Annotated in this window: 15 protein-coding genes, 1 other RNA gene and 1 pseudogene; 12 read left to right on the forward strand and 5 right to left on the reverse strand. The window is 41.5% G+C overall.

All coding sequences use genetic code 11. The annotated features are described in order from the left end of the window. Positions 1-44: 44 nt before the first annotated feature. Entirely contained in the window at positions 45-1172 is a 1128-nt protein-coding gene (thiO, locus tag FTU87_RS06130) for a glycine oxidase ThiO (RefSeq protein WP_180096820.1), read from the reverse strand. 15 nt (positions 1173-1187) lie between these two features. Further along, positions 1188-2201 carry a porphobilinogen synthase gene (gene hemB, locus FTU87_RS06135; protein WP_005172298.1) on the reverse strand — a complete coding sequence of 338 codons (1014 nt, stop codon included), beginning with the start codon at positions 2199-2201 and terminating at the stop codon, positions 1188-1190. Between the two features lie 105 nt (positions 2202-2306). On the opposite strand from hemB, the gene FTU87_RS06140 reads away from it, so the two are divergent. Next, positions 2307-2804: a thioesterase family protein gene (locus FTU87_RS06140; protein WP_005172294.1), complete on the forward strand. Its 498-nt coding sequence runs from the start codon at positions 2307-2309 to the stop codon at positions 2802-2804. A 73-nt stretch (positions 2805-2877) separates the two neighbouring features. Here the strand turns inward: FTU87_RS06140 and glpK are convergent, their stop codons facing one another. Further along, a complete protein-coding gene (gene glpK, locus FTU87_RS06145; protein ID WP_180096821.1) occupies positions 2878-4362 on the reverse strand; it encodes a glycerol kinase GlpK in 1485 nt (494 codons plus the stop codon). Between the two features lie 130 nt (positions 4363-4492). On the opposite strand from glpK, the gene ssrA reads away from it, so the two are divergent. Together ssrA and FTU87_RS06155 are read left to right on the forward strand one after the other, a co-directional pair. After that, positions 4493-4851: a transfer-messenger RNA gene (gene ssrA / locus FTU87_RS06150) on the forward strand. 183 nt (positions 4852-5034) lie between these two features. Continuing rightward, complete coding sequence (locus tag FTU87_RS06155) at positions 5035-6174, forward strand: tyrosine-type recombinase/integrase (RefSeq protein ID WP_180096822.1); 1140 nt, start codon at positions 5035-5037, stop codon at positions 6172-6174. Here FTU87_RS06155 and FTU87_RS06160 read toward each other — a convergent pair. Then, positions 6168-6968 (reverse strand): hypothetical protein, encoded by an 801-nt coding sequence (locus tag FTU87_RS06160; protein ID WP_180096823.1) that lies wholly within the window; start codon positions 6966-6968, stop codon positions 6168-6170. The two genes, FTU87_RS06155 and FTU87_RS06160, sit on opposite strands and share 7 nt — an antisense overlap. Before the next feature lie 862 nt (positions 6969-7830). Between FTU87_RS06160 and FTU87_RS06165 the strand changes: the two are divergent. The 9 genes and pseudogenes from FTU87_RS06165 to FTU87_RS06205 form a co-directional block, all read left to right on the forward strand. After that, positions 7831-8043, forward strand: a pseudogene (locus tag FTU87_RS06165) (transposase domain-containing protein); the annotation flags it as partial. A 374-nt stretch (positions 8044-8417) separates the two neighbouring features. Further along, a complete protein-coding gene (locus FTU87_RS06170; protein ID WP_180096824.1) occupies positions 8418-9344 on the forward strand; it encodes an inovirus-type Gp2 protein in 927 nt (308 codons plus the stop codon). Between the two features lie 449 nt (positions 9345-9793). Beyond that, complete coding sequence (locus tag FTU87_RS06175) at positions 9794-10828, forward strand: DUF932 domain-containing protein (RefSeq protein WP_180096825.1); 1035 nt, start codon at positions 9794-9796, stop codon at positions 10826-10828. 151 nt (positions 10829-10979) lie between these two features. Next, positions 10980-12044: a YqaJ viral recombinase family protein gene (locus FTU87_RS06180; protein WP_180096826.1), complete on the forward strand. Its 1065-nt coding sequence runs from the start codon at positions 10980-10982 to the stop codon at positions 12042-12044. 177 nt (positions 12045-12221) lie between these two features. Next, complete coding sequence (locus tag FTU87_RS06185) at positions 12222-13121, forward strand: hydrolase or metal-binding protein (RefSeq protein ID WP_180096827.1); 900 nt, start codon at positions 12222-12224, stop codon at positions 13119-13121. Between the two features lie 95 nt (positions 13122-13216). Further along, the gene (locus FTU87_RS06190; RefSeq protein WP_005096077.1) at positions 13217-13447 is read left to right on the forward strand and encodes an AlpA family transcriptional regulator; all 231 of its coding nucleotides are present in this window, start codon (positions 13217-13219) and stop codon (positions 13445-13447) included. 72 nt (positions 13448-13519) lie between these two features. After that, a complete protein-coding gene (locus tag FTU87_RS06195) occupies positions 13520-14107 on the forward strand; it encodes a bifunctional 2-polyprenyl-6-hydroxyphenol methylase/3-demethylubiquinol 3-O-methyltransferase UbiG (RefSeq protein ID WP_180096828.1) in 588 nt (195 codons plus the stop codon). A gap of 21 nt (positions 14108-14128) precedes the next feature. Beyond that, a complete protein-coding gene (locus tag FTU87_RS06200) occupies positions 14129-15154 on the forward strand; it encodes an HNH endonuclease domain-containing protein (protein ID WP_180096829.1) in 1026 nt (341 codons plus the stop codon). A 261-nt stretch (positions 15155-15415) separates the two neighbouring features. Further along, entirely contained in the window at positions 15416-15847 is a 432-nt protein-coding gene (locus FTU87_RS06205) for a hypothetical protein (protein WP_180096778.1), read from the forward strand. Here the strand turns inward: FTU87_RS06205 and FTU87_RS06210 are convergent. Then, positions 15844-16992: a hypothetical protein gene (locus FTU87_RS06210; protein ID WP_180096830.1), complete on the reverse strand. Its 1149-nt coding sequence runs from the start codon at positions 16990-16992 to the stop codon at positions 15844-15846. The two genes, FTU87_RS06205 and FTU87_RS06210, sit on opposite strands and share 4 nt — an antisense overlap. Positions 16993-17100: the final 108 nt, after the last annotated feature.

Raw genomic sequence — 17100 nt, forward strand, 5'->3', positions numbered from 1 at the left:
AGCACTAAAGCACTAAAGCACTAAAGCACTAAAGCACTAAAGCACTAAAGCACTAAAGTGCTTGGTTCCGATAGACGGGCCGGAGCATAGGGCTGTGGATCTACAATGGTCGGCGTTTGTTCAAGCATCAATTGAGCGAGTAATTTGCCTGAGGCTGGGGCCATGCATAAGCCATTGCGGAAATGGCCAAAATTGGCCCAGGCATTTTGTAATTCGGGGATTTTGCCAATATAGGGAATACCATCGGGTGAGCTGGGTCTTAATCCGGCCCATTGCTTGACCAGCGGAAAATCCGCCAGTTCCGGCACCATCTCCAGACAAGCCTGTAGAATATCTTGCCGGATTTCAGCAGAAGGCGAGGTGTCAAAACCGACCTGACGCATACTGGAACCACATACAACATGTCCGTCGCGCCGTGGAATCAGATACATGACCTTGTTCATGCACATGCTCGGTAGCCAGTTTTCTGGGGTTTTAAACAGCAGCATTTGTCCTTGCACCGGTTGCACCGGAATTTCACAGCCAAGCTGTTCTGACCAGCCTGCAGACCATGCGCCTGTGGCGATTACAAACTGATCTGCCTGAAAGTGTTGACCACTTTCACTGGACACACTCGTTACCCAGCCTTGCTGAATATTGAGCTGAGTGATTTTACAGTGCTCTTGCCAGGTGACATGCGGATGCTGTTTTAAATAGCTGATGACCGACTGTAATAGTCGCGGATTGCGGATATTGGCCAGTTCAGGGAAATAAATCGCCTGTTTGAATTTGCTCTGATTAATTCTGGGATTGATCTGTTGCAGTTTAGCTTGATCAAGTAATTTTGCCTGTTGCTGCGGCTCTTGATGTGTTGCGGCATAACTTAAACCGATTTCAAAATCGGATTCATCAAAAATCAGCATACCTGTTTCATGAATCTGGAAATCGATGCCAGTGAAAGGTTGCAGTTTTTGATTCCAGTCCTGATACAGCGGTTTGGCATGCCGGGCCAACGTATTGACTGCAGCGGGGTAGCGCCAGGGATACATCGGAGAAAGAATCCCGCCTCCGGCCCAGGACGCAGCCTTCCCGGCAACTTGCTGATCAAAAATCGTGACAGAACATCCCTGTTCAAGCAGTTCCAGCGCCGACATCAACCCAGTGATGCCAGCGCCGATAATGGCGATATGCATTGCGCCGAAATCCTTTTACTTCATGTCTTTCAGTTTAAGCGCAGCTTCTTCGGCAAAGTAAGTCCAGATGCCATCGGCACCGGCGCGGCGGCAGCTCATCAGTGATTCAATAATCACGCTGTCAGATAACCAGCCATTTTGAATGGCAGCGGCCAGCATCGCATATTCACCACTGACCTGATAGACAAAGGTTGGTACGCCAAAAGTGTCTTTGACTTCGCGGACGATATCAAGATAAGGCATGCCCGGTTTGACAATCACCATGTCTGCGCCTTCCTGAATATCCAGCGCAATTTCATGCAGTGCTTCGGCACGGTTACCGACATCCATCTGGTAATTGTATTTATTGCCGCCTTTTAAATTGCTGGCAGAACCGACTGCATCACGGAATGGGCCATAGAAGCTGGATGCATATTTGGCTGAATAAGCCATGATTGAGGTATAAATATGCCCATTTTGTTCAAAGGCCTGACGAATTGCACCGATCCGGCCATCCATCATGTCACTTGGGGCAAATACATCTGCGCCTGCTTCGGCATGGCTTAAGCCCTGTTTAATCAGACATTCGACCGTTTCATCATTTAAGACATAACCGGTCTCATCAATAATGCCATCCTGACCATGCGTGGTATAGGGGTCGAGTGCACCATCAGTAATCAGCACCATTTCTGGCAGTTCTTTTTTTAATAAACGCAAAGTGCGTTGGACCAGACCATCTTCGCGCCAAGCCGCTTCGGCGGTCAGGCTTTTATCTTCTTGTGGTGTGACTGGAAACAGTGCCAGTTTGTTGACGCCCAGTTCCAGCAGACGCTCTGATTTTTTTAACAGCAAGTCTGCTGACAGGCGCTGGATATTCGGCATACTGGGAATATCTTGGCTCTGGTTTTGTCCCGGCAGTACAAATACTGGATAAATCAGGTGATCTGCACTGAGATGCGTCTCACGTACCATAGAACGTAAATGCTCATTTTTACGAATACGACGCATGCGAGTTGCAGGAAACGCGGGACGATTGAACGTATAGGTCATAAAAATCTCAGCAATCAGTATTAAACTAGGCACCTATTGTAGCCCTAACTGAAATTTTTGGGCATAAATTAGCGGTTTTTTATTGCGGTGGATTTGAGCAGAGTGATGACTAAGACAGAGAAAAGCTGGACAGGTAATATACACTTGGGGGCAAAGGTGGATATTGATGTGGTCTTAAATCAGTTGGTACATGCTTTTAATAGCTCTCCTTTTTTTAAGCATAATGGTATGAGCATGCGGGTGGTGGAAGGCCAGATCGAAGCCTATGTCGAAATGCAGGATTTTATGATTGGTAATGTCGCGTTTCAAATTTTGCATGGCGGTCTTGCGGCCACGGTACTCGATAGTGTCGGTGGAATTGTAGCGATGGGGGAGTTATATAAAAAAGCCGAACCTGAAACCATTGCCGACACCATTAAAAAAGTCTCGCGTTTGGCGACAGTGGATATGCGGGTGGATTATCTGGCACCCGGGCGCGGTAAATATTTTATCGCGCGGGCAGAAACCTTACGTTTGGGGCGTAAGGGCTGCACCATGCGTATGACCATGATCAATGATGAAGATAAGCCAATTGCTACAGCGATTGCATCTTATGCTTATTGAGGGTAAGAGATAGAAAATAAAAAGCACTGTTGAACAGTGCTTTTTTAGCTTTCGACCTTCAGATTGATACAGGTTATAGATCTGATTTGGCCCGATTTAAGGCCTTCTGCCATTTGGCTAAATGAGCTTCACGCTCATCATTTTGCATTTTCGGTTCAAAGGCATGTTCAAGTTGCCAAGACTGCGAAATTTCCTCCAGGTTTGAAAATACGCCAGCTTTTAATCCGGCCATCGCTGCTGCTCCCCAAGCGGTAGACTCCAGCATTTTTGGACGCAGCACCGGCACATTGAGAATATCTGCCTGAAACTGCATCAGCATGTCATTGCTACTGGCACCGCCATCGACCCGTAATTCTTTTAAAGGGTGGGCAATATCGGATTGCATTGCACTGAGGACATCCGATACCTGAAAAGCGATTGATTCTAAGGCTGCTCGGGCGATATGCGCTTGAGTCGTACCACGAGACATGCCACAGAGCAGGGCACGCGCTTTACTGTCCCAATGCGGTGCGCCAAGTCCGGTAAAGGCCGGAACCAAAACCACGCCGTCGGTATCCTCAACTTTACAGGCCAGTTTTTCCACATCACGGCTTTGTTGAATAATCCCGAGACCATCACGTAGCCATTGCACTACCGCACCCGCCATAAACACGCTGCCTTCCAGTGCATAGGTGGTTTGACCCTGCGCTTGCCAGGCAAGGGTAGAAAGCAGTTTATTCTGACTGAGCTGGATGTCTTGACCGGTATTGAACAGCATAAAACAGCCGGTGCCATAGGTGTTTTTTGCGCTCCCCACGTCAAAACAGGATTGACCAAACAGTGCAGATTGCTGATCACCTAGAATCCCAGTAATGGGGATATTGGCACCGAGTAAACCTGAAGCGGTGTCAGCGATATAACTATCCGAGGAAATAATTTTTGGTAAGACCAAAGCAGGAATATGAAACAGCTCCAGTAGTTCTTCGTCCCAAGTTTGTTGATGTAGATTCATCAGCATGGTACGGGAAGCATTGCTGGCTTCAATCACATGTTCTGCGCCTTGAGTCAGGTTCCAGATCAGCCAGCTATCGATAGTACCAAAAGCGACATGACCCTGTTCAGCCAGTTCACGTACGCCTTCTACATGCTCCAGAAACCAGACCAATTTTCCTGCACTAAAATAAGGATCAATCCGTAGACCGGTTTTTTGCTGAATTTTGGTTATCCAGCCCTGTTCAATCAGCTGGTTACACCAGTCAGACGTTCGACGGTCTTGCCAGACGATGGCCGGCGCGAGCGGTTTACCATTTCTTCGATCCCAAACCACCGTGGTTTCGCGCTGATTGGTCAGACCAATGGCTTTAATATCTTTGGCGAGAATACGCGCCGTAGCAAGCGCTTGCTGTACCACCGCAATCTGCGTGCTCCAGATTTCCTGAGCATCCTGTTCGACCCAACCTGAATGTGGCGTCTGAATATGGGTTTCACGTTGAGCCGTTGCCTGAATTTGTCCATGTTCATTAAAAATAATAGCCCGACTCGATGTGGTTCCTTGATCTAGGGCCAGTAAATAGCTCATAATTTTTCTGTTATTCGGCTTGAAAAGTAAAATATTAGCGCAATAATGTAATTAAGCGCATCAAGTTGTGTAAATGTTTAGAAAATGCATCGTAATTTTTGACATCTATGCTATGATTGCCTTGTACTTTGGGGGTGTTTCTGGCTTCGACGCTGGTGATGAAACTCATAGATGCATGCCGAGAGCGCATTTTCTCTCGTAAATCAAATTTGCATTTTTTAGTCGCAAACGACGAATCATACGCTCTAGCTGCCTAAGGGCAGCTTGTCCGCCTCTCCGAATACTTGTGGTTAGAGAGTCCGACTGAAGCGCACGCACACAAGTCCGTATAAAGCCAAGCCTCGGGGCTTTGTACTAAACTAAGAGGATCGCGATTTGTATCCTGTTCGTCGGGTCACAAAGAGTTAAAACAATAGACGATATCTAAGCATGTAGTATTCTCGAGCGTAATGCTGGCGGACGCGGGTTCAACTCCCGCCACCTCCACCAAAATTCTTTCCGAAGCAATCCATCGGAATCTAAAAAAGCCTTTAAACTCAATGTTTAAAGGCTTTTTTATTGGCTGTATTGTCCGACCTTGTCCTAAGCTGTTTGACCCTATTTTTGCTTTATTAGGGTCAAAATTGGGACAATTTGACCCACTAAATAAGTTTAATTATGTGGGAAAAAGATATGTCGCTTACTGATGTGCTGTGTAAAAAAGCATTACCGCAGGAAAAACAGTACCGCCTTTCTGATATTAATGGTCTGTCTTTACGAGTCGATCCGAATGGCAAAAAATATTGGTCTATCAGATACACGGAAAATGGACAAAGGAAGTCCAAAGCATTAGGTATCTATCCTGAGCTAAGTTTAAAGCGTGCAAGGGAGATCGCGCTTGATCTGAGATATAAACTCAAAAATACAACTGAGGTCGAGCAGGAGCAGCCTTATTTTAAGGAAGTCGCAGAGGATTGGTTCAATAATCAAAAAGAAACCTGGTCATCCAAACATATTAGTAATGTTCGAGCTTCCTTGGATGAGCTTTATATTGCTCTTGCTAATAAGCGTATTAATCAGATTCAGGCACCTGAGATTCTGCAGATCATTAAGAAAATTGAGGCAAGAGGCTCGCTTGAAATTGCAAAACGTACCTTATCTCGTTGCGGCATGGTCATGAAATACGCTATTGCCCATGGATACCGCTATGACAACCCGGCAGGTGATTTAGTTTATGCCCTCAAGAATAAACGGGTCAAAAACTTAGCTTCGCTTTCGGCCTCTGAAATGCCTGAATTTTTAAGAAAGGTAAGGGCATACCCAAGTGATGCTCAGACACATCATGCGATTATTCTGATTATGCTGACAGGCGTTCGGGTTAGTGAGTTGCTGCAAGCACGCTGGGAAGAATTTGATCTGGAAGGACGTAAGTGGGATATCCCTGAAGAACGAATGAAGAACAGACTTCCGCATCGTGTACCGTTGACGGACATGATGATTGCTGAGCTTCAGGCATTGAGACTTACTCATAATCAGGAACTGTTATTTCCACATCGTTTAAATAACAAAGAATCAATGCGTAGTGAGTCTATTTTGGCTGTGATCAAACGTTCAGGCTATACGGGACGAATGACCACACATGGTTTTAGATCTCTATTCAGTACAGTCGTAAACGAGTCCAATTTATTTAATCCTGATGCTATTGAACGCCAACTTGCCCATGTACCTCAGAATAGAATTCGCTCGGCCTATAACCGAGCGCAATATTGGGATGAAAGGGTAAGGTTGATGGAGTGGTACGGGGAGCAGGTGAGGGAATGGATGGCTCAGTAAAGAGCCCTCCCTTCATCATCACACATTTCAAGTAAATACGATTCATTAATTAATTCTTCAAGTATTTCGCTCTCACTCTTGTTTTTAAAGAGCGCAAGTTTTTTTAGATTTCTTTTCGCTTGTTTTGTGAGAGGTAAGTGGTGTTTTGTCTTGGTTTTTCCCGCATCTCTAAATTTTTGCATACTCCATGATTTTCGCATTCTTTCAATGAATTGTGACTTTTCATCATAAAGAAAGGCCTTATAACAATCTAAAGATGTAGATATTATTAGAGAAGGATCATAGCTGTAGATCGTATCCACTGTAAAAAAACTTATTAATCTATATTTCGATTGTAAGTATTTTATAGCCCATTCAGTTTGATTCGTATTACTGAAATCAATCCATTTTAACTGGGAATCTGGTGTTTTATGTCTGTTATATGTTCTTAAAGCAATGTTTAAATCATTGATTTTTTTATCATTAGAGATAGGTGCTATATCTATAAAATAAATTAAGTAATCATATAGTGATTTTGTTAGGGGTAATATTAAGGTAGAACTAGAAACATAATCTAATATAAATAAAATTTTTCTAAAATCGTTTTTGTTAATCATCTCGAAATTAAATTCATTAATAAGGCAAGAATCTAGAATGTTACAGATAGTCTCATGAGAAATTGAACTTGATGTACAGTAGCTTTTAATTAATTCTATTTTACGACTTTTATTCGTATTACAAATAAGTTCATATTTATCAAAAATCTTAAAGTGACCCAATAAAAAATCACATTCTCTGTCTAATAATTTTTTCATTAAATCATCAATATTATTGATAATTATTCCATTTCTAATAATCAATTTAGATATCTCTATAAAATTATTGTTGTATTTAAAAGATATTTTTATAATTATTCAAGTGATATTTTCGTGATATTTTAGTGATATTTATTATTTAAATTTCAATCTTATTAATGTAAATCAATAGCTTATGATTTGTATTGTTTGTTTTTTAAAGATTTTTTAAGAGTATATTGATAATTAATATACAAGCATCCGAGGAACTCATCTTACCAAGCTATCCTGTAAGCTTTAATTTGGTCTCCACTTAAAAATAAGTGGGGACTTAATCCATGAACGTGGATATACCTTCTGACACAACTCCCGTTGCTAAAAAACGTAGAACATACAGCAAAGAACAAAGGAAAATTTCACTGAACTAAAGTTCATCAGGGTGAAATCGTGGCGATCAACCAGGAACAGTTACAGGCACTGATCCAGGGTTTGCCCTGGCAGAGAATCGTATTACAGCAGGTGGTGAATATGCTCTAAACTAAGCCAGTCCATTCAGCCGTCCTCCCAACCTTTTACCCGTCAAACAATGCGGTCGCTCCTGGGGCTGCCTTAAATCGGTCATCAAAGAAATGGTACAGCCGCCATATTCTGAAGCTAAGTCATGGGGTACGGAAGCGACCGCTAATATTTAGATCTACTAACTGTGCTACCCAAAGGAGTACGCAATTTTTCAATATTAAGGGTGTATAATCCGGTGCTAAATTGCGCCTTAGTAAAGGGTTGAGCTGTGTGCTGGGAAGCTCATATGCACGTTTCTTAGGTTCACGTAGGTAATACATCTGATTACCTAACAATCAGATACGTCCCTCTTGCGCTGCTTTAACCGCAGCTCATGGGGCGTAAGAACTAATTGTTTGTTGGCTCACTGCACAGTGGTCAGCGAGCGCGAACATCGTGGATGCTGATCGAGTCAGCAAAACTGAATGGGCTAGATCCCTATGCCTATTTAAGTAATGTGTTGAAAAGGTTGCCTACACATAAGGTGAACCAAATAAAAAAATTGTTGCCACACTGCTGGAAACCTGAACCGAATTAAAAAACAGGCACGGAGTTCGGCGGATGCTTACTAAGATGCTACATAACTGGCAACTATTCTGACTCCACATGAGGTCATCCAAATGCTTGTCTTAAAAAGTTAACTTTAGCTTCAAAAAAATGATGAATGACAAGCATGGGCTGGATTGTCTTTCTTATGATCGTTGGCCACCCCGTGTTCTTGAGCTATTCTCTTAATGGGTTTTTATAATTATATTTAATAAGAATTTAAAAACATCTAATCTATTCATTTGCTTACATAGAGTTTTAGCATTGAACTAGTCTCACTGCTTATGACTAGCAGTGATAGATAAGAAGCTCATAAAAAAATACATAGCATGCTTAGGTATGATTAATAACCTAAGCGTGATGAGCATGTTTGATACTTCATTATTTTACAATGAGTCCTATGTGATGACTCAAATTGATCTTTTTATAAGAAAAATCCCTTACCAAGGGATTTTGTTAAAAGAGTTCAGGAAAACTCTATCTGAATTAATTGCATCTTTTAAATTTCATTATAAGCCAGGACTATCTTATTGCCTATCTATTCGAATATTTTCTGATATAGTTGCTTTAATTGATAGAAAGTTGGAACTAGATGGGTTTGGTATAAATTATAATACAATTATATACTTAGATGATAATTTAACTAAAGCTCTTATTGGGATCATAAAGGACCAAGGATCTGCGCTGAAGGCAGATACAGAAAAGTTAAAAAGACAGGAAGTCTTGAACCGTGAGTCTTTAAAAGAATATGTAAATCAACTTACACAGCATTATGCAAAATTACTTTTTGTGAGAGTTGATCTTTATTTTGATGAGGAGGGAGCAAGAGACGTATCAATGATTGAGTTTGCTCAACATATGAAAACCTTGAGAAGTAGAATATCAAATCAGGATGGTTGTTTTTTTGGTTTACAGGGATATGCTTGGGCAGTAGAGCAGGGAGAGCGCCGAGGATATCATTGTCATTTACTACTGATCTACGATGGCCACAAGCGTCAAAGTGATTATTACCTGGCTTCACAGGTAGGTGACTGTTGGAAAAATCTTGTTAATGAGGGGGGGGATTGTTATACATCCAACCATTCTAAATCTAAGGCTAAATTTAAAGCTTCTGATTCTTTAGGGGTGGGTATGATTCATCGTAACAATCTTGAGGAAGTTAGTAAGGCAATCAATGTAGCAATGTATCTCGTGAATCCTGAGAAAACCGATCAATTTTTAAAAGTCAAATTGCCGAAAATGAAAACATTTGGGAGAGGTCAATTTAATGTTGGCTGGAGAAGAGGAATCTAAAGCTAAATTATTTCAAATATATAACATCACTATGAACGTCATGGCTCTTTTACTTTGAGCTATTAGATCAATGAGTTTTAAGCCTGCCTTCAAAAGCAGGCTTTTTCGTTATTTGGAGCTATATATTATGAAAAAATGCCCATCTTGTAATTCTAGTCAGATCAGCTTGATTGAGATCAAGCCGCGAGTGCCAGCCGTATCCGATGTTCCAACTTTACTGACTTCTCCTGCCACAATGTTAGCATTAGGGGTAAACCTAATTCGTTCAACCAATCTACCCCCAGTTATTGGTGCAATTGCAGGGATCGTTATTAGCGGGGTGTTTATGGTGTTAATGAATGATGAGACTAATCAGTCTATGTACTACTGCCATTCATGTAAAAACCATTTTGATGCCAATTTACGTCAATCCCCTCAAGTCTATAACGGATATTAAAAGGAGACTATCTATGGCACATCAACTTGAACAAATGGCGTATGTCGGTGAAACCCCCTGGCATGGTCTAGGCAATCAACTCACTCAAAATCAGCCGATTGAAATCTGGGCCCAGCAAGCAGGCATGGATTGGCGGATTGAATCCTCCAATGTCAGCTACATGGCACAGAATGAACGTGGCCAAAGCATCATTATGCCTTATGAAGAACAGCGAGTATTGTATCGTTCAGATACTCATGCACCTCTGTCGGTAGTGAGTCAGCGTTATCAGGAAGTTCAGCCGATGGAGATTCTGGAGTTCTACCGGGATCTGACTGAGCAATCTGGCTTTGAACTGGAAACCGCAGGTGTACTTAAAGGCGGGAAGAAGTTCTGGGCATTGGCACGCACCGGACAATCTACGGCACTGAAGGGCAAGGATGTCAGTAATGGCTATATTCTGCTGGCAACTGCCTGCGACGGTACACTGGCGACAACGGCACAGTTCACCAATATCCGGGTGGTATGCAATAACACCTTAGCGATTGCCTTACGTGGACAGAGCAGCAGTGCGGGTGTGGTGAAAGTGCCACACAGTACCAAGTTTGATGCGGACAAGGTCAAACAGCAATTGGGCATCTCAGTCCGTGCCTGGGATGAGCATATGTATGAGATGAAACAGCTGACTCAACGTAAAGTCACTCAAGGAGAAGCAGCTGCCTATTTTGATGCAGTGTTTAACAATACCAGCATGAGTGTTGCCGATCAGGAAGAGAACATCATTCAGTTCTATCGCAATATGGCTACTCCAAATCCAACTAAAGAAAAGCCTGAACCGAATGGACGAGCCATGACTAAAGTCATGGATATGTTCAACGGACAAGGTCGTGGTGCAGAACTCAGCTCAGCCAAAGATACTGCTTATGGCTTACTTTGTTCAATCACTGAGTTTTGTGATCATGAGCGACGTGCCATGAGTACCGATCATCGTTTGGACTCTGCCTGGTTTGGTGCAGGTGCTGCATTAAAGCAGCGTGGACTGGAACAGGCGCTTCGCTTAGTGGTTTAAGTTTCATTTAAGCCAGTGCTATTACAATAATGGTCAAGGGTCATGTAGATGATCCTTCTCCAGTGAAAATCCCCTTTTGCCACATCTCCAGATGTGGCTTTTTTTATGCCGAAAATTTTTTACAGACCTCACTATTTATAAGGATTAAAGCATGAATCAGATTGCACCGATAAATATCCCTCAACGAACTCATTTTCCAATTCCGAATGAGAGCAATCAATCAAATACCGCTGCTAAACGAACAGTGACCGCCAAGCGTTTGGCCAATACTAAAAATATGGATTACCAGGAATGGTTGGAAGTACGTAAGCAAGGTATTGGCAGTAGTGATGCCGCAACCGCATGTGGGTTGAATCCCTATATGTCGATGTTGGAACTGTGGATGATCAAGACCGGTCGAACTCAGCAGAACGTTGATGATGACAGCTCAGGCGTTGCACCGCTGTATTGGGGCAAACAGTTAGAGCCATTGGTGGCTGAGTACTACAGCCTGCACACCAATAATAAAGTGAGACGAGTGAATGCCGTGCTTCAGCATCCCGATCCAGACAAAGCCTTTATGTTGGCAAATCTAGATTATTCGGTCGTGGGTAGTGATGAGGTGCAGATTCTTGAGTGTAAAACTGCTGGGGAACATGGTGCCAGGCTATGGCGAGATGGTGTGCCTTTATACGTGCTGTGTCAGGTGCAACACCAACTTGCGGTAACAGGCAAACAGGCTGCACATGTCTGTGTTCTGATCTGTGGGCATGAAACCAAGATCTTTAAAGTCAGCCGTTCTGAATCAGTGATTCAACACATCGTTCAGGCAGAGCGTTATTTCTGGGAATGTGTGGAAAACGATACACCGCCATCAGTCGATGCAAGTGAATCCGCAGCCAAAGCGATTCTGCAACTCTATCCAGCGCATATCCCACTAAGCGTTGAAGATCTCTCGCAAAATGAAAATGCCAATTTGATGTTCGATCAGCTCATCAAAATGAAGCAAGAGATTCAGCACAAGCAGGAACGCTTTGACCAGCTGAAGCATCACATCCAAATGCTAATGAAAGATGCAGAACGAGCTGTGTTTAGTCGTGGCTCTGTGGTCTGGAAGAAAGCCAAGGATTCCATCAGTCTGAATACCAAAGCATTACTTCAGCATCAGCCTGAACTCATTGAGCTTTATCCACTTCAAAAGCAGGGTAGTCGTCGATTCAATATCTATACCGACTAAGCCTGTTTCAGCCCATTCAATTTAGCGAGGCGCAAAAACCGCTCCCCGCCCTCCATTCGCTAGGAATAGAGGGCAATACGGTCGCGGCTTTTGTAGTGAGCTATATACATATTTTTTGAATCAGGTGATCTACATAAAGCTGGATGATCTGTACAAAATCAAATTGAGGAAAATAAAATGATTAAAGGTCTAGCAATTACACCGCCTACGTTGGGGCGTATCAGTATTGGTCGGGTGGTGGAAAAGAATGGCAAACGCCTACCGGAAAAGGATGACCAGTTCACTATTACTAGCCAAATTCAAAGCAAAGATGGATGGGTGAAACATCCACTGGATGAACAGCTTCGAGCGAATGTACCCAATCAAAAGCTACGCTCAATTCCTGTCAGAATGATCTTCAATGATCCTGACTTAAACCTACGTGCAGAATACACCTTATTTGACCGTCAGACCGGACGGCCAGTCTGTGTCGGCAATGGAGAGACCTGCCAGCGTTTAACCAATCAAGGGGTCGAGCAACATCCATGTCCATCCCCTGATTTGTGTCCTCTGGCTCAAGGCGGCAACTGTAAGCCCTATGGTCGCTTGCATGTAAATTTGGATGAATCGGATGAGTTTGGAACCTTCATTTTCAGAACCACAGGCTTTAACAGTATTCGGACATTGGCTGCACGATTGAGTTACTACAGTGCAGCTTCAGGAGGCTTACTGTCGTGCCTACCATTGCAACTGACTTTAAGAGGGAAAAGTACCACACAAAGCTATCGTCAGCCGGTGTATTACGTGGATCTGACTTTACGGGAGGGCATTAGCCTAAATGATGCGATTACTCAAGCCAAGCAAATTGATGAACATAGCAAGCAGGCAGGGTTTTATCAGGAGGCTTTGGACTTTACGGCAAGGAAGGGTTTTGCGAATGCGCGATTTGAAACGGATATAGAGGAAGGATTGGATGTGCTGGAAGAATATTACCCTGAACAAGAACAAAACCGGGTGGTGGAGCAACAAGCTTCGCCTGAAGAGTTTGTACAGGATATTCAGCAGGGGTTACAGCAAAGTGTACGAGCTGTGAATTAAGCGAGAGGAGAGAAGATAGCTAACGTTAAATTTTACAGACCAGCTCTATTATTTGAGCGAATAGCCGCTCGCATCAATGATTAGGAGCTAGCCTCATGAATGCGTTTATCGGTCAAACATTTCAAATGAATCAACTCATCAGTATTAAGCAGGTCGTAGAATTTGTCGGTGTGGGGCGTTCTACCATCTACGAGATGATGGATGAGGACTCACCTTACTATGATCCAACCTTTCCAAAGAAAGTTAAAATTACTCAAAATCGTATCGGCTGGTCAGCTTATGAGATCCATCAATGGATTGAAAGTAAGTTGGCGAGTCGAGAATAAGGGATGCTCTTAGCTCCCTTATTTTTTTGTTTTCTTGTAGACTGAAAATGTCTTATAGCCTAAGTGTCCGTAATGAAAACAATAGACTACTACAATAAGCATGCAGAAGAATTTACAGCTTCAACGTTTGAAGTTGATATGGAAAGCCTATATCAGCCATTTTTAGCTGAGTTGCCCGAAGGTGCTCGGATTCTTGACGTTGGTTGTGGCTCAGGACGAGATACTCTGGCTTTTAAAAAGAAAGGCTATCAGGTCGATGCAATAGACTATTCGGAAGAACTCGTTAAAAAAGCATCTCGAATTACAGGTATTCCTATTAAGTTGAAGAGCTTTTATGAGGTTGATGACTATGAAGCTTATGATGGAATTTGGGCGTGTGCATCGTTGTTGCATTGTGAGCGTACTCGTTTAAAAGAAGTGATAGGAAAACTGCTGAGTGCACTCAAGCCAAACGGTGTAATTTATATCTCTTTCAAATATGGCAACGGTGACAGAGAGAAGGATGGACGGCAGTTTACCGATTTGAATGAAGTACAGGTAAAAGAGTTGTTGAATCAATGGGATGATGTTTCCCAGCTAAAGCAATGGATTACTATCGACCAAAGACCTAATCGATCAGAAAAATGGCTTAATATTTTATTAAAGAAGATTAATTCATGATTTTTTATTGGGAGATGTTCTATGTCTGAGTTTTATGAGATTGAACCATCTCTTGAAAATTATTGGCGTGCAGTCATTCTATTTGGTCGTAATGTAGCGTCCTATAAATTTGCATTGGCAAAGTCTCTTTATGACTTAAAGGCTGACGGTAATACGATTATTACACTCGATCAACTAGCGGAGCCTTTTAGTCGTCATATTTGCGAGCATTTAAAGCTAGTTGATAAACAAGCGACATCAAGCTCAAGTAAATTCTTAGACTATTGCCGAGCGTTCAATGCTCATGAAATTGATCAACAGACGCTGATTGCTAGGACTGTTCAATATGGCTTTGTGAATGTAATTGATGCATTCCATAATGTACATGGACAGGAGTTGCCAAAAAGATTTTTTGTGGATGCTCGAAAAACACATAAAGGCATTATCCTCACGGATGAAGTATTCCAGTTATTCGAAGCACAAAATTCGCAAGATTTAATTAATGAAACTGAGGCAAGGTGGCGTTTAGTCGAAACAGCGTGGGATATGAATTTACCAAAGCATTTGGTCCAGATACAGCATGATGATAAAGGGATTTTGATTGCGGATAATAAAATTAGAAGGGTGAATGTCACATCTGCTAAGTCTGCTTTAAATGGATATCAGAAAAGTAGATGTTTTTACTGTTTTGCGCCAATCACGATTGAACAGTTGTTTGAGCATTCAGCCGATGTAGATCATTTTTTTCCGCACAAGCTTCGTGATTGTGATATTCAAAAGCCTATAAATGGTGTAGCAAACCTTGTGCTGTCATGTGCAGAATGCAATCGTGGCTATCAAGGTAAATTTGATCATCTGCCAGCAGTAAACTTGTTGAAACGTCTTCATAGACGGAATGAGTACTTGATTACGAGTCATCATCCCTTAAGGGAAACTTTAATCGCTCAGACAGGTTTTACGGAATTAGCAAGACGAGGTTTTTTGCAGGATGCTTATAACTGTGCCACGTTGATAATGGGTGGAGGGAAGAAATGGGAACCTGTGAGAAATGGAACCGGAGTTTTTTGAAGCTCAAACATATAGTTGAGGAAAATAAAAAATTTTGAAATATTTTTAGATCGAGTGTTTTTTGATCTAAATCTTGTCATTTTAGGCAAAATGCAAAATTCTTTAACTTCATAATTCATCTATCAACTCAAAGTGAGCTTGATAATAAATTAAGTTAACAGGAGATAAAAATGAGTAAAGCAGGCTGGCCTAGTACAACAGGTAATCCGTCAGGTGGTGGTCGTGACAATAATCCACCACGGAAATAGGAGCATAAAAGTTATGAATTTAGGTATAACACTCTCGGAATCTTTAGGTGCAAAAATTTATTACCCTGAAACGATTGATGAACTGGAAAGCTTGCTTGGAAATAAAGTTATTTTACTAGAAAAGCTGATACCAAATGCAGGTGTATGTGGACTAATCAATATTTTCAAAACGGCCCAAAAGTTGAATATGTATTTAGATATTCGAGAAGCTAATGAAAAATGGAATTTTTTGATTAGAGCTGAACGTAAATTTGATGGAGCCGATTTAAAGTCCAAGGAACTAAAAGCCTGGAACCAAATCAATAATACATTTATAGGACTCTATAAGTGGTCTCAAGAAGATAAGGATATGATAATGCAATTCTTTTCAGAATTGCCGAATTATCCTGGCTGGCCGAGTAAAACAGGTAATCCTTCAGGCAAGGGACGTTACAATAATATCTAACTCGGTTTCGCAATTTTCTGTAATTCAGTAGGCCATTGATAAATGGCCTCTGAAGTTTTTGATTGATTAAAGGTCTTCCAGATAGTCATAAACTCCAAGCTACTACTAAGTTGGATTAGGCCATTTGGATTGTGCTCTACAAAGTAATTGTAAAAATAATTCTGGAAAAAGTAGATAAGCCATAAGGCATTCATATCATTGAATTTTAATTCATCTATGCTCGTTAACTGACCAGTTTGGAGAAAATTCAAATTTGATAGAGATGTTTTTTCGAACAAGCAGTGATTGATTGTATTTTGTAAGTTAAAAGGAACGGTAAAAAACTGGTCGATATCTGTTAAATAACAGAATTTTTTACCTTCTCTCATTTTTTTTACTTGCTGTCGCAGTCCGTCAGTAAAATTTTCATTTTCTTGTTCTTTCTTCTGCCTAGCTGACTCACTTAAACAATTTAGTTCCATACCTTCACCTAATGTTTCAGCATCAATAAGTTCTGTAAGTTTGGTGATACCAGGAATTTTTTGAACAAACTTTTTTTCAAATCGTGAGCCTAACAAGAACAGCAAAACATCTGAAAAACTTCTAGAAGGATAGTAGGGCTTATCTTTCACCAAACGATATTTGAAATAATGATTAAAGCACAGCGGTTCAAAATGAGCGCTGCTTGAAATCAGTGTGTCTAAATGTACGATGAGCAATAGGATGTTGTGAAAAGGTTGCTGAACTTCTTTCAAACTAAAGAAAGGGCTATCTTCCTTTTGTGAGGTGAATTCCAAGAGGAAGTCGTGTAATTGTTTGACCATTTTTTGAGAGTAATGACTACGCTCAGCTAGATCGAAGAGTTCAACGTGCCTATTCCAATTTTTGAAGTGATCCCCTTGCAGTGGATACAGTGCTAAGTTTTTTAAGATGTGAGAAAAAGTAAATTGCATATCTTTATAATTATCAGTAACTGCGTCAATAAAACTGCTGGAAACAGGGTCTAGAATTTTTTGACTAAATGCTTCTGCTAATAAAATTTTGAGTTGTGTAGTACTCGGCTCATCTTGAGTTTGACTTGCTTTATCCATTGCTTTTTTTAATTTTTTTTCAATATTCTTATCGAACTTTAAAAATATTTCAAAATAGAACTGTGTTAGATCCACGATAAAATCCATTGTCTTGAAAATGGTAAGCGACGTTATTTGGCGTGTACGCCTAAAGATTCCACTATACAGACTGCCTATATATTTGAAAATAGTGTTAAATAAGCA

This window comes from Acinetobacter sp. YH12156 (genome assembly GCF_013418235.1).
GTDB lineage: Bacteria > Pseudomonadota > Gammaproteobacteria > Pseudomonadales > Moraxellaceae > Acinetobacter > Acinetobacter pseudolwoffii.

Excerpts from the sequence above, each read along its gene's own strand:
- thiO (WP_180096820.1), bottom strand. The coding sequence starts at position 1,172 with ATGCATATCGCCATTATCGGCGCTGGCATCACTGGGTTGATGTCGGCG.
- hemB (WP_005172298.1), bottom strand. The coding sequence starts at position 2,201 with ATGACCTATACGTTCAATCGTCCCGCGTTTCCTGCAACTCGCATGCGT.
- FTU87_RS06140 (WP_005172294.1), top strand. The coding sequence starts at position 2,307 with ATGACTAAGACAGAGAAAAGCTGGACAGGTAATATACACTTGGGGGCA.
- glpK (WP_180096821.1), bottom strand. The coding sequence starts at position 4,362 with ATGAGCTATTTACTGGCCCTAGATCAAGGAACCACATCGAGTCGGGCT.
- FTU87_RS06155 (WP_180096822.1), top strand. The coding sequence starts at position 5,035 with ATGTCGCTTACTGATGTGCTGTGTAAAAAAGCATTACCGCAGGAAAAA.
- FTU87_RS06160 (WP_180096823.1), bottom strand. The coding sequence starts at position 6,968 with ATGAAAAAATTATTAGACAGAGAATGTGATTTTTTATTGGGTCACTTT.
- FTU87_RS06170 (WP_180096824.1), top strand. The coding sequence starts at position 8,418 with ATGTTTGATACTTCATTATTTTACAATGAGTCCTATGTGATGACTCAA.
- FTU87_RS06175 (WP_180096825.1), top strand. The coding sequence starts at position 9,794 with ATGGCACATCAACTTGAACAAATGGCGTATGTCGGTGAAACCCCCTGG.
- FTU87_RS06180 (WP_180096826.1), top strand. The coding sequence starts at position 10,980 with ATGAATCAGATTGCACCGATAAATATCCCTCAACGAACTCATTTTCCA.
- FTU87_RS06185 (WP_180096827.1), top strand. The coding sequence starts at position 12,222 with ATGATTAAAGGTCTAGCAATTACACCGCCTACGTTGGGGCGTATCAGT.
- FTU87_RS06190 (WP_005096077.1), top strand. The coding sequence starts at position 13,217 with ATGAATGCGTTTATCGGTCAAACATTTCAAATGAATCAACTCATCAGT.
- FTU87_RS06195 (WP_180096828.1), top strand. The coding sequence starts at position 13,520 with ATGAAAACAATAGACTACTACAATAAGCATGCAGAAGAATTTACAGCT.
- FTU87_RS06200 (WP_180096829.1), top strand. The coding sequence starts at position 14,129 with ATGTCTGAGTTTTATGAGATTGAACCATCTCTTGAAAATTATTGGCGT.
- FTU87_RS06205 (WP_180096778.1), top strand. The coding sequence starts at position 15,416 with ATGAATTTAGGTATAACACTCTCGGAATCTTTAGGTGCAAAAATTTAT.